Origin of the sequence: Streptomyces paromomycinus (assembly GCF_003865155.1) — a bacterium.
Taxonomy (GTDB): Bacteria; Actinomycetota; Actinomycetes; order Streptomycetales; family Streptomycetaceae; genus Streptomyces; species Streptomyces chrestomyceticus.
The window spans coordinates 7,231,886-7,244,977 of record NZ_BHZD01000001.1 but is presented as its reverse complement, the minus strand read 5'-3'; the positions used below and the strand labels follow the sequence as shown (position 1 = coordinate 7,244,977).

Genomic DNA, 13,092 nt, shown 5'->3' with positions numbered 1-13,092 from the left:
GCCAAATCTTGACCCGGCGGATCGCCGTGCTCATGGCAGACTCCGGGCACGAAGCGGACCGCGCGCCGCCGGGCACGGGGCACTGGGGACAGGGAGTCGGTAAGCACCATGAGCGACCGCAACAGCCAGGCCAACAAGCAGGCAGCCCGCGAGCGGCTGCGCGTCGAGCGTGAGCGGCAGAAGAAGAAGGAGAAGGTCCGCCGGCAGCTCGTGGTGGGGGCCTCGGTGCTCGGTGTCCTCGTCGTAGCAGGCGGCATCGGCTTCGGGATCATGAAGGCGAACGAACCCACCGGCTGGGAGGCGGCCAAGGAGGCCGACCTGGTCAAGCCCGCCAACACCAGCGGCAAGGACGGCACCGAGATCGTCATCGGCAAGCCGGAGGCGAAGGAGACCCTGGAGGTCTTCGAGGACATCCGCTGTCCGGCCTGCGCGGGCTTCGAGCAGAGCGCCGGCCCGGCCCTTTTGAAGGGCATGGAGGACGGCCGCTACAAGATCCGCTTCACCATGTACACCTTCATCGACGGCGGGCAGGGCGGCGAGGGCTCCAAGAACGCGCTCAGCGCGCTCGGCGCGGCCCTGGACGTCGGCCCGGAGGCGTTCCTCAAGTACAAGACCGCGCTGTACGCGGAGAAGAACCACCCCGAAGAGGCCGACGACGCCTACGCCAAGGACAAGAAGCTGATCGAGGTCGCCGATCAGGTGCCCGAGCTGAAGGACAACAAGAAGTTCCGGGCGGCGGTCGAGAACGGTACGTACGACCGCTGGACCATGGAGATGACCGCGCTCTTCGGCCGCAAGGGCGTGACCGGCACGCCGGCGTTCCTGCACGGCGACAAGAAGCTGAAGCTGCCGCCGGTCCCGCAGAAGCAGATGACCAAGGAGCAGTACCAGGAGCTGGCCACGGCCAACTTCAACAAGATGATCGACGACGAGTTCGGGCCCGCGAAGGACGCGAAGAAGTAGCCGCGGGGCCGGAGCACCGCCCCGGCGGACAGCGGTTTACGGGAGGGCGAACATCCTGCGCGAGCCCTCCCGTAGTGCGCTACTCGACAGTATGGTGATCGGCCGTGACCGATCATGACCAGATATCACGTCGCACCGCCGTCACGGCAGCGGCCGCCTCCGCCGCCCTGCTGCCCTTCGCCACCGCCACCCCCGCCCGCGCCGCCCGGACCGGTACGGACGCCCGGCCCCGTACGGACACCCAGGTCTTCCAGCACGGCGTGGCCTCCGGCGACCCGCTCCCGGACGGCGTCCTGCTGTGGACCCGGGTCACGCCCGAGCCCGGTGCGGTACCCGGCTCCGGCCGCGGCCCGGACACCACGGTGGACTGGGAAGTGGCGGCCGACCAGGACTTCGGCTCGGTGGTCGCGCGGGGAACCGCGACCACCACGGCCGCGGCCGACCACACCGTCAAGGCCGACGTACGCGGCCTGGCACCGGCCACCGCCTACTACTACCGCTTCACCGCCGCCGGCACCCACTCCCCCGTGGGCCGCACCCGTACCGCCCCCGCCCACGACGCGAAGGCCGGCAACATCCGCTTCGGCGTCGTCTCCTGCGCCAACTGGGAGGCGGGCTACTTCTCCGCCTACCGGCACCTGGCGGCCCGCCGCGACCTGGACGCGGTGCTGCACCTCGGCGACTACCTCTACGAGTACGCGACCGGCGGCTTCCCCGCCTCGAAGAAGGTCGTACGGCAGCACTCCCCCACCCACGAAATCATCACGCTCGCCGACTACCGCACCCGGCACGGCGTCCACAAGACCGACCCCGACCTCCGGGCCCTGCACGCCGCGCATCCGATGATCGCGATCTGGGACGACCACGAGTTCGCCGACAACGCCTGGTCCGGCGGCGCCGTGAACCACACCCCCGGCACCGAGGGCGACTGGGCGGCACGGGTGGCCGCCGCCAAGCGCGCCTACTTCGAGTGGATGCCCGTACGGACCTCCGTCGCGGGCACCACCTACCGCAGGCTGCGCTTCGGCAAACTCGCCGATCTGCACCTGCTCGACCTGCGCACCTTCCGGGACGAACAGGCCAAGCCGGGCAGCGGGAAGGTGGACGACCCGGACCGTACGATCACCGGGCGCGCCCAGCTGGACTGGCTCAAGGCCGGACTGGAGCGCTCGGACACCGCCTGGCGGCTGGTCGGCACCTCCGTGATGATCTCCCAGGTCGCCTTCGGCTCCGTACCGGCCCACCTGCTGGCGCCGCTCGCCGAACTCCTCGGCCTGCCCAAGGAGGGTCTGGCGGTCAACACCGACCAGTGGGACGGCTACACCGACGACCGGCGCGAACTGCTGACCCACCTGCGCGACCGCGGCATCGGCAACACCGTCTTCCTCACCGGCGACATCCACATGGCGTGGGCCAACGAGGTGCCGGTGAAGGCCGCGACCTACCCGGCCACGCCGCCGGTCGCCACCGAGTTCGTGGTCACCTCGGTCACCTCCGACAACGTGGACGACTTCCTGCACGTCGCCCCGCACACCGTCTCGCTGGTCGGCGTCGCCGCGGTCCGGGCCGCCAACCGCCATGTGAAGTGGCTGGACATGGACTCGCACGGTTACGGCGTCCTGGACGTCAGCGCCGAGCGCACGCAGATGGACTACTTCACCGTCTCCGACCGGACCGACCCGCACGCCACCACCGCACTGGCGCGCTCCTACCGGACCCTGTCGGGGACCCAGCGGGTGGAGCGGGTCCGGCAGCCGGTGCGCTGACCCGCTCCGCGCCCCCTGTACGGCCTGTGTACGGCCTCTGCACGGCCGCTACAGCCTTTACAGCGAGTCGAGGAAGCCGAGGGCGACCTTCCAGGCGCTCTCGGCGGCCTCCTCGTCGTAGTCCGGCAGGTCCGGGTCGGTGAACAGGTGCCCGGCGCCCTGGTAGCGGTAGACCTCCACGTCCGCGCCGGCCCGCCCCATCCGCAGGTACCAGGCGTTCAGCCAGTCGTGCGGCTCGAACGGGTCCGGGTCGGCGACGTGCAGCTGGACGGGCAGCTCGTCGACCGCCGCGTCGTCGGCGATGTCCGAGGTGCCGTGCATCAGCAGCAGGCCGCGCGCCTTCTCGTCACCGAGGGCGAGGTTCTGGGCGACCGCGCCGCCGAAGGAGAAGCCCGCGTAGACCACACCCCGGTCGGAGTACGGCGCGGCGGCGGTCACGGCACGGACCAGCAGTTCGTCCTTGCCGATCTCGTCCTTGATCGCCACACCGTCCTCGACGGTGTCCGCGGTCCGCCCGTCGAAGAGGTCCGGTACGACGACCTCGTGACCGGCCGCACGCAGCCGGTCGGCGGCGGCGTGCACCGCGGGCCGCAGGCCGCACACCGAATGGAACAGAACCACCGTCGAGGGTTTCGCGGACGGCGCGGACGGCGAGGCGGACGAAGAGGCCACTGCATTCACTTCCCTGTCATTGGATCGCACTTCCCCCATCGTGCCAGTTACGGTCAGTAGGTACCGGCACGAAGCTGACCACACCTAGGAGGACCGGAAGTGTCCATGGAGGACGTGCTTCGTCCGCTCATCGTCGTAGGCGGCTCCATAGTCGTGACGCTCTTCCTGGGCTGGCTGGCCGACCTGGCACTGCGCCGGGCCGACACGGCCCGCCCGGACACGCCACTGTGGGGCCTGCTGCGGCGCTGCCGCGTCCCCCTGCAGGTGGTGCTGGTGACCGCGCTGCTGCGCGGCTTCTACGACAGAACGGGTCTGGCGTTCATCGAGGACCACGAAGCGGGCCTCGGCCAGATTCTCTCCCTCGTCCTGATCGCGGCCACCGCCTGGCTCGCCATCCGGGCGTCGGCGGCCATCGTGGAGTCCTCGTACTCCCGGTACGCGGCGGGCGCGCGGGACGCGGCCCGGGTCCGGCGGGTCCGTACCCAGGTCACCCTGATCCAGCGGGTGGTCACAGCGATCGTCATCGTCGTCGCCGCGGCCTCGATGCTGCTGACCTTCCCGAAGATGCAGACGGTCGGCCAGTCCATGCTGGCCTCGGCGGGACTGGTCGGCATCGTGGCCGGTGTCGCCGCGCAGTCCACCCTCGGCAACCTCTTCGCCGGCCTGCAGATCGCCTTCGGCGACATGGTCCGCATCGGGGACACGGTGGTCGTGGACAAGGAGTGGGGCACGGTCGAGGAGATCACCCTGACCTTCCTGACCGTACGGACCTGGGACGAGCGGCGGATCACCATGCCCGTGTCCTACTTCACCAGCAAGCCGTTCGAGAACTGGTCGCGCGGCGGCGCGCAGATGACCGGCACGGTCTTCTTCCACCTCGACCACGCGGCCCCCGTGGAGAAGATGCGGGAGCGGCTGCACGAGATCCTGCAGAACAGCACCGACTGGGACGGCCGCGGCTGGAGCCTGGTGGTGACCGACACCACACCGACCACCATCCAGGTACGCGCCCTGGTCACCGCCCGGGACTCCGACTCCATCTGGTCGGTGCGCTGCGAGGTCCGCGAGCGGATGATCGACTGGCTGCGCGCGGAGCACCCGTACGCGCTGCCGAGGGTGGTCACCGCCGCCGCTCCCGACGGCGGGGAGGACACCGCCCGGCTGGCGTCGGCGGACGGGGAGCGGCGCCCGGGCACCCTGGACAAGGGACCGGGTCTGGACGGCTGACGGCACTGGGGGCGGGGTGCGACCGCAGTGACCGCACCCCGCCCTCGTGGCCGCACGGCCTTCCGCTCGCCGCCTCCCGGCCCTACGGCAGCGGAGCGCCCCGCAGGCTGCGCATGTCCAGCTGGCGCAGCACCCGGTCCACGATCTCCGGATCGGCGCCCGGCTCGCTGCGCGCCGCCAGCACCTCGTGGCGGGCGGCCGAGAGCATCTCGCTCTGGATGCTCTGCACCTTCTTCATCCGGGTGATGCGCTTCTCGAAGTGCTCCCGCCGGTCGTCGTCCACGATGTCCGGCGCGATGCGCGCACCCATGTCGTAGGCGCGCCGGGCGAGCTGCTCGCTGATCTCCTCCGGCAGCTCCTCGACCTCCAGGATCTCCTTCAGGCGCCGCTTGGACGCCTTGATCACCCGGAGCGCCAGCTCGTGCTCCAGCTTTTCCTCGGCCTCCGAGTCGGCCTTCACCCGCAGCTTCTTGACCAGGGTCGGCAGTGACAGGCCCTGGACGACGAGCCCGGAGAGCACCACGGCGAAGGCGATGAACAGGATCTCGTCACGGGCCGGGAAGTCCCCGCCGCCGTCGATCGTGTACGGGATGGCCAGCGCCAGCGCGACGGACGCCACCCCGCGCATCCCGGACCACCACATGATCACGGTCTCCCGCCAGCTCAGCGGGATGTCCTCGTCGAAGTCGCGGCGCTTGTGCATCCGCTTGGCCAGCCAGGCGGCGGGCAGCAGCCACAGCAGCCGGACGCCCACCACGACCACCACGACGGCGGCGCCGATGCCGAGCATCTCGCCCCAGCGGCCGGCGGCCACCTTGATGACGTTGTGCAGTTCCAGGCCGATCAGCCCGAAGGCGACACCGGTGACGAGGGTGTCGACGATCTCCCAGAAGGTGTAGCCGGCCAGCCGGCCCATCACGTCGTCGGCGTCCACCGCGTACTCGGCGAGGAACAGCGCGGTGGTCAGCACCGCCAGCACGCCGGAGCCCTCGAACTCCTCGGCGAGGACGTAGGCGACGAACGGCACCAGCAGCGTCAGGCCGATCTGCAGCGTCGGGTCGCCCAGCAGGCCCATCAGCTTGTTGGTGACCCAGCCCAGCACCAGGCCGACCGCTATCGCGACCACCGCGGACAGCACCAGCGAACCGACCGCGCCGGGCACCGAGAAGGAGCCGCTGACGGCCGCGGCGAGCGCGACGTGGTACAGCACGATCGCGGTGACGTCGTTGAACAGCCCCTCGCCCTCCAGGATGGAGACCATGCGGCGGGGCAGCCCCAGCTTGCCCGCGACGGCGGTCGCGGCGACCGGGTCCGGCGGCGCGACCAGGGCGCCGAGCACCACGGCCGCGGCGATCGGCATGCCGGGGACGATGGCGTGCGCGACGGCGGCGACGGCGGCCGTGGTCGCGAAGACCAGGGCCACCGCCAGCAGGAAGATGGGCCGGATGTTGGCCGTGAACTGCCGCCAGGAGGTGCGCTGCACGGCGGCGTAGAGCAGCGGTGGCAGCACCAGCGGGAGGATGAACTCCGGCGGTACCTCCACGTTCGGCACGAACGGCAGCAGCGCCAGCACCGCGCCCGCGAGCGTCATCAGGACCGGCGACGGCAGGCCCAGCCGGTCACCGACCGGGACCATGACCACGGCCCCGAGAAGTAGGACGAACATCAGGGCCAGCTGGTCCACGGTGGCTGCACTCCGGGGTCGGGATCGATCACGTTCCGCCCCAAGCCTGCCATGAAGCGCACAAAAACCGCTCGGACGAGCGGTCCGGCCGCTCGGCCGTCCGGCCTACCCGCGCACGGCGCGTACCGCCGTGTCCCGTACCGCCCGGCCGGAGCCCCCGGCTCAGGCGCTCTCGGCCCGCACCCGGTCCAGGGCGCGCTGGAGATCCTCGGGGTAGGCGCTCTCGAACTCCACCCACTGCCCGTCGGCCGGGTGCTCGAAGCCCAGCCGCATCGCGTGCAGCCACTGCCGGGTGAGGCCCAGCCGCTTGCCGAGCGTCGGGTCGGCGCCGTAGGTCAGGTCGCCGACGCACGGGTGACGGTGCGCGGACATGTGAACCCGGATCTGGTGCGTACGCCCCGTCTCCAGCTTGATGTCCAGCAGGCTGGCCGCCCGGAACGCCTCGATCAGGTCGTAGTGGGTGACCGACGGCTTGCCGTCGGCCGTCACCGCCCACTTGTAGTCGTGCTGCGGATGCCGGCCGATGGGGGCGTCGATGGTGCCGCTCATCGGGTCCGGGTGGCCCTGCACCAGGGCGTGGTAGCGCTTGTCGACCGTCCGCTCCCGGAACTGCTGCTTGAGCAGGGTGTACGCGCGCTCGGACTTGGCCACCACCATCAGGCCGGAGGTGCCGACGTCGAGACGGTGCACGATGCCCTGGCGCTCGGCGGCGCCGGACGTCGAGATACGGAAGCCCGCGGCGGCCAGCCCGCCGATGACGGTGGTGCCCGTCCAGCCGGGGCTGGGGTGCGCGGCGACGCCGACCGGCTTGACGATCACGACGATGTCGTCGTCGTCATGCACGATCTCCATGCCCTCGACCGGCTCGGCGACGATCTCCACCGGCGGCGCGGCCTGCGGCATCTCCACTTCCAGCCAGGCACCGCCGTGCACCCGCTCGGACTTCATGACTTCGGCGCCGTCCACCCGGACCTTCCCGCCGGCCGCCAGCTCGGCGGCCTTCGTACGGGAGAAGCCGAACATACGGGCCAGCGCGGCGTCGACGCGCTCGCCCTCCAGGCCGTCCGGTACGGGCAGGGTGCGGATCTCGGGAATCGTGCTCACATCACCGAGTATGTCAGCCCGCGGTGACACTCCCGCCGGCCCCGGTCGCCCGGGGCCCGCAGCCCGTACGGCACGGGCCCTCAGTCCTCGTGGACCGTACCGTCAGTCCTTGTGGACCGTGCCGTCCGGGTCCAGGCCGCGGAAGGACAGGATGACGATCAGGATGCCACCGCAGACGATCGCGGAGTCCGCGAGGTTGAAGACCGCGAAGTGGGCGGGGGCGATGAAGTCCACCACCGCGCCCTCGAAGACGCCGGGCGTACGGAAGATCCGGTCGGTGAGGTTGCCGAAGGCGCCGCCCAGCAGCAGGCCGAGCGCGATGCCCCACGGCAGGCTGTAGAGCTTGCGGGCGATCCGGATGATCACCACGATCACGATCGCCGCGATGATGGTGAGGAAGATCGTCAGCGCCTCGCCGATGCTGAAGGCGGCGCCACGGTTGCGGATCACCTCCAGGCGCAGCAGCGACCCGATCACCTCGATGGGGGCGTGGTGCTCCAGCTTCGCGACCACCAGCGCCTTGCTGCCCAGGTCGAGGAGGTAGACCACGGCCGCGACCAGGAACAGCGTGCCGATCCGCCGCTTGCCCCGGCCCTTGGCCCGCGCCGCGGCGGCACCGGCCTCGCCACCGTCCGCGTTACCGTCCCGGTCCTCGTCCGGCTGCCGCTCCCGCGACGCCGTCCCCTCGGCTCCGGGCACCGCCGCCGTCCCCGGCTCGGATTCCGGCCCGGTCTCCGGCGTACCGGTGATGCGCTCCGCCTCTGCCACGTTGTGAGCCCCTCAGCCCGTCGAGTCCCGCACGCCAGGCCGCCCCCGGCTGAGCACGAGGGTACGGCACAGGCGTACGGACACCGCGGGTACGGTCCCCTCGGCCTCGGGTGATTCATCCGGAGCCCGCCACCGGCCACGTGTCCCCACCGCCCCCGCCGGCCCCCGGCACCACCCGCTCGCCCTCCTCTCCTACCTCCTCTCCTGCCTCTGCTTGCACTCCACGCACAGCGTCGCCCGGGGGAACGCCTGCATCCGGGCCTTGCCGATCGGCTTGCCGCAGTTCTCGCACAGGCCGTACGTGCCCGCGTCCAGACGCTCCAGCGCGCGTTCGGTCTGGAGCAGCATCTCGCGGGCGTTGGAGGCCAGCGCCATCTCGTGTTCGCGGGTGATGTTCTTGCTGCCGGTGTCGGCCTCGTCGCCGGTGCCCTCGCCGGTGTCCCGCATCAGCCCGGCGAGCGCGTCCTCGGACGCCGTGATCTCCGCACGCAGCCGCTCCACCTCGTCGAGCAGTTCCGTGCGGGCCTCGGCGACCTCCGCCGGTGTCCAGGGGTCCTCCCCGGGCCGTACGGCCAGCTCGCCGGGGGCGGCCGCGGCGCGCGCCTTGGGCACCGGGCTCCCCGCCGTCCCGTCCTGCTCCGCCTCGGCGGCCGGTGCCCCGCCCGGAGTCTGCTTCTCCACCACCGTCTTGGCTCCCGTCTTCTTCGCGGGCACCGCCTTCTCGGCAGGTGCGGTCTTCTTGGCCGCCTTCTTCGCGGTGGCCTTCCGGGGCGCGGCCCCGCCGTCCGCAGGAGACTCCCCGGCCCCCCGCTGCACCGCCTTCTTCCTCCCCGCGCCCTTGCCGCCCGGCGTCTTCTCGGCCTTCTTCCCGGCCGCGGGCGGGTGCTCCGGCTCCTCCGCCGGGGTGTGCGGCACGGCCTCCGCGCTCATCGCCGTGGCGGCGGACACCTGCTTCTTCGCCGCGGGTCCCGGCTTGTCGGCCGCGGCCTTCCCGGCATCCGCCGTGCTCTTCTTCGCGGCGGTCTTCTTCGCCACCATGGCCGCGACCCCTTCACGTATGTGATCATGCTCGCGAATCGTGACCGGAACGATAAATCGCCTCAAGGCACGCGGCAACGGGACGCACCGCCCTTTCCGGCCCGGTCTCCCCCCACGGCAGCCGGGTCTTCATCCGTTGTGCCCCCCTGCCCGCCCGGTAATCCGCCAGCCCACGGCCCGCGCGGAGCCCGCCGCCGGGCGCCCCGCGCGCGGGGCGCCGACTCCCGCGCCCTGCGTATCGCCATTCGGGTCACCCCCTCGGCGCCCGCTACCTCACTCGGCGCAGCCGGTGAAACCAGGTCGGTCCGCACCTCGGGTGCCCCGTACACTGGCCCCAGCGAAAGGCGCGGACGGGACGAGTAGCGTCGTACGCAGCGATGAGCGATCCGGGGACGGTGCGAGCCCGGAGGCGTGCGCGACGTGAAGATCACCCCAGAGCCGCCGGAAGAACGTCCACGGGCGGCCAGCAAGCGGCCCGCGGGTCAGTAGAACCGGCCTCGCGACCCCAATGAGGGGGCGGTGGAGCGCACACCGCCAAGGAGGGTGGTACCGCGGGAGCCCAGGCTCTCGTCCCTTCGGACGGAGAACGCAGCAGGTGTCCGCCGGAGGAACGCCCCGATGTCACAGCCTCAGTACCGCCAGGTACCCGCCCAGGTAGACCTGCCCGCCCTTGAGCACGCGGTGCTCGATTTCTGGCGCGAGCAGAAGATCTTCGCCCGTACCCTCCAGCAGTCCGAGGGACGCCCCGAGTGGGTCTTCTACGAGGGCCCGCCGACCGCCAACGGCATGCCTGGTGCCCACCACATCGAGGCCCGCGTCTTCAAGGACGTCTTCCCCCGCTTCCGCACCATGCGCGGCTACCACGTCGACCGCAAGGCCGGCTGGGACTGCCACGGCCTGCCGGTCGAACTGGCCGTCGAGAAGGAACTGGGCTTCAACGGCAAGAAGGACATCGAGGCGTACGGCATCGCCGAGTTCAACGCCAAGTGCCGCGAGTCCGTGACCCGCCACACCGACGCCTTCGCCGACCTGACCACCCGGATGGGCTACTGGACGGACCTGGACGACCCGTACCGCACCATGGACCCCGACTACATCCAGTCGGTCTGGTGGTCCCTCAAGCAGATCTTCGACAAGGGCCTGCTGGCGCAGGACCACCGCGTCGCCCCCTGGTGCCCCCGCTGCGGCACCGGCCTGTCCGACCACGAGCTGGCCCAGGGCTACGAAACCGTCGTCGACCCCTCGGTCTTCGTCCGCCTCCCCCTCACCTCCGGCCCGCTGGCCGGCCAGGCGGCCCTCCTGATCTGGACGACCACCCCCTGGACCCTGATCTCCAACACGGCAGTCGCCGCCCACCCCGACGTCACCTACGTCGTGGCCACCGACGGCCAGGAAAACCTGGTCGTCGCCGAGCCCCTGCTCGAAAAGGCCCTCGGCGAGGGCTGGACCACGACCGGCCGGACCTTCACCGGCCGCGAGATGGAGCGCTGGGCCTACCGCCGCCCCTTCGACGTGGTCGAGCTGGAAGACGCCAATTTCGTCGTCAACGCCGACTACGTCACCACCGAAGACGGTACGGGCCTGGTCCACCAGGCCCCGGCCTTCGGTGAGGACGACCTCAAGACCTGCCGCGGCTACGGCCTGCCGGTCGTCAACCCGGTACGCCCCGACGGCACCTTCGAGGAGGGCCTCGCCCTCGTCGGCGGCCAGTTCTTCAAGAAGGCCGACGAACATCTCGTCGCCGACCTCGACGCGCGCGGCCTGCTCTTCCGGCACCTCGCCTACGAGCACAGCTACCCGCACTGCTGGCGCTGCCACACCGCGCTCCTCTACTACGCCCAGCCGTCCTGGTACATCCGCACCACCGCGGTCAAGGACGCCCTGCTGCGCGAGAACGAGGGCACCAACTGGTTCCCCGAGTCGGTCAAGCACGGCCGCTTCGGCGACTGGCTCAACAACAACATCGACTGGGCCCTGTCCCGCAACCGCTACTGGGGCACCCCCCTCCCCATCTGGCGCTGCGCCGAGGACCACCTCACCTGCGTGGGCTCCCTGGCCGAGCTCACCGACCTCACCGGCACCGACCAGTCGGGCCTCGACCCGCACCGCCCCTACATCGACGCCGTCACCTTCCCCTGCCCCACCTGCCAGGGCACCGCGACGCGCGTCCCCGAGGTCATCGACGCCTGGTACGACTCCGGCTCCATGCCCTTCGCGCAGTGGGGCTACCCGTACAAGAACAAGGAACTGTTCGAGAAGCGCTACCCCGCGCAGTTCATCTCCGAGGCCATCGACCAGACCCGCGGCTGGTTCTACACCCTCATGGCCGTCGGCACCCTCGTCTTCGACAAGTCCTCCTACGAGAACGTGGTCTGCCTGGGCCACATCCTCGCCGAGGACGGCCGCAAGATGTCCAAGCACCTGGGCAACACCCTCGACCCGATCCCGCTGATGGACCAGCACGGCGCCGACGCGGTCCGCTGGTTCATGGCAGCGGGCGGCTCCCCCTGGGCAGCCCGCCGGGTGGGCCACGGCACCATCCAGGAAGTCGTCCGCAAGACCCTCCTGACCTACTGGAACACGGTCGCCTTCCAGGCCCTGTACGCCCGCACCGCCAACTGGGCCCCCAGCGCCGAAGACCCCACCCCGGCCGACCGCCCCCTGCTGGACCGCTGGCTCCTGTCCGAACTCCACGCCCTCACCCGGGACGTGACCGACGCCCTCGAAACCTTCGACACCCAGCGCGCCGGCAAACTCCTCTCCTCCTTCGTCGACGACCTCTCCAACTGGTACGTACGCCGCTCCCGCCGCCGCTTCTGGCAGGGCGACAAGGCGGCCCTGCGCACGCTCCACGAGGTCATCGAGACCGTCGCCCGGCTGATGGCCCCCATCACCCCGTTCATCGCCGAACGCGTCTGGCAGGACCTGGTCGTCCCGGTCACCCCCGACGCCCCCGACTCGGTCCACCTCTCCACCTGGCCCGAGGCCGACCACTCCGCGATCGACCCGGAACTGTCGAAGCAGATGGCCCTGGTACGCCGCCTGGTCGAACTGGGCCGCGCCACCCGCGCGGAGTCCGGCGTCAAGACCCGCCAGCCCCTCTCCCGCGCCCTGGTGGCAGCCTCCGGCTTCGAGTCGCTCTCCCCCGAGCTGCGCACCCAGATCACCGAGGAACTGAACGTCTCCACCCTCGCCTCCCTCTCCGAGGTGGGCGGCTCCCTGGTGGACACCACGGCCAAGGCCAACTTCCGGGCCCTCGGCAAGCGCTTCGGCAAGGGCGTCCAGGCCGTGGCCAAGGCCATCGCCGCAACCGACGCCGCAGCCCTCTCCCTCGCCCTGCGCGAAGGCACGGCGACCGTCACCGTCGACGACGAGACGCTCCCCCTCTCCCCCGACGAGGTCATCATCACCGAGACCCCGCGCGAGGGCTGGTCGGTGGCCTCCGACGCGGGCGCCACCGTGGCCCTCGACCTGGAGATCACCCCCGACCTGCGCCGCGCCGGCCTGGCCCGCGACGCCATCCGCCTCATCCAGGAGGCCCGCAAGAACAGCGGCCTGGACGTGGCCGACCGCATCACCCTCCGCTGGCAGACCCCCGACGAAGAGGTCCGCACCGCCCTGACCGACCACCGGTCCCTCATCGCGGACGAGGTCCTGGCCACCGACTTCGCCCAGGGCGAGGCCGACGACACGTACGGCCAGGCATTCGAGGACGAGGCCCTCAACCTGACGTTCCGCCTCAAGAAGACCGAGGCGTAGCCACCACATACGGCAACGGCCCCCGACGCACCAAGCGTCGGGGGCCGTTCCCGTACCAGCACTTTGGGCGTTTCCAGGCCACACCAGCCTAATACAGACCGAAAGTCGCCC

At 71.1% G+C, this 13,092-nt stretch carries 9 protein-coding genes; 4 read left to right on the top strand and 5 right to left on the bottom strand.

Going from position 1 to position 13,092, the window contains the following annotated elements:
- Positions 1–108: 108 nt before the first annotated feature.
- A complete protein-coding gene (locus OEIGOIKO_RS31255) occupies positions 109–963 on the top strand; it encodes a thioredoxin domain-containing protein (protein ID WP_125056845.1) in 855 nt (284 codons plus the stop codon).
- Between the two features lie 104 nt (positions 964–1,067).
- Complete coding sequence (locus OEIGOIKO_RS31250) at positions 1,068–2,729, top strand: alkaline phosphatase D family protein (RefSeq protein WP_125056844.1); 1,662 nt, start codon at positions 1,068–1,070, stop codon at positions 2,727–2,729.
- A gap of 57 nt (positions 2,730–2,786) precedes the next feature.
- Here the strand turns inward: OEIGOIKO_RS31250 and OEIGOIKO_RS31245 are convergent, their stop codons facing one another.
- On the bottom strand, positions 2,787–3,440 hold the full coding sequence (locus tag OEIGOIKO_RS31245) for a dienelactone hydrolase family protein (RefSeq protein ID WP_125056843.1): 654 nt from the start codon (positions 3,438–3,440) through the stop codon (positions 2,787–2,789).
- 66 nt (positions 3,441–3,506) lie between these two features.
- On the opposite strand from OEIGOIKO_RS31245, the gene OEIGOIKO_RS31240 reads away from it, so the two are divergent.
- Positions 3,507–4,628, top strand: a complete 1,122-nt coding sequence (locus tag OEIGOIKO_RS31240) for a mechanosensitive ion channel family protein (protein WP_246177649.1) — start codon at positions 3,507–3,509, stop codon at positions 4,626–4,628.
- Between the two features lie 82 nt (positions 4,629–4,710).
- Here the strand turns inward: OEIGOIKO_RS31240 and OEIGOIKO_RS31235 are convergent, their stop codons facing one another.
- The 4 genes from OEIGOIKO_RS31235 to OEIGOIKO_RS31220 form a co-directional block, all read right to left on the bottom strand.
- On the bottom strand, positions 4,711–6,312 hold the full coding sequence (locus tag OEIGOIKO_RS31235) for a Na+/H+ antiporter (RefSeq protein ID WP_125056841.1): 1,602 nt from the start codon (positions 6,310–6,312) through the stop codon (positions 4,711–4,713).
- Positions 6,313–6,474: 162 nt separating this feature from the next.
- The gene (locus OEIGOIKO_RS31230) at positions 6,475–7,416 is read right to left on the bottom strand and encodes an RluA family pseudouridine synthase (RefSeq protein WP_125056840.1); all 942 of its coding nucleotides are present in this window, start codon (positions 7,414–7,416) and stop codon (positions 6,475–6,477) included.
- Positions 7,417–7,518: 102 nt separating this feature from the next.
- Positions 7,519–8,184: a signal peptidase II gene (gene lspA, locus OEIGOIKO_RS31225; protein ID WP_125056839.1), complete on the bottom strand. Its 666-nt coding sequence runs from the start codon at positions 8,182–8,184 to the stop codon at positions 7,519–7,521.
- 192 nt (positions 8,185–8,376) lie between these two features.
- Positions 8,377–9,222 (bottom strand): TraR/DksA family transcriptional regulator, encoded by an 846-nt coding sequence (locus OEIGOIKO_RS31220; protein ID WP_125056838.1) that lies wholly within the window; start codon positions 9,220–9,222, stop codon positions 8,377–8,379.
- 618 nt (positions 9,223–9,840) lie between these two features.
- On the opposite strand from OEIGOIKO_RS31220, the gene ileS reads away from it, so the two are divergent.
- Complete coding sequence (ileS, locus tag OEIGOIKO_RS31215) at positions 9,841–12,981, top strand: isoleucine--tRNA ligase (RefSeq protein ID WP_125056837.1); 3,141 nt, start codon at positions 9,841–9,843, stop codon at positions 12,979–12,981.
- Positions 12,982–13,092: the final 111 nt, after the last annotated feature.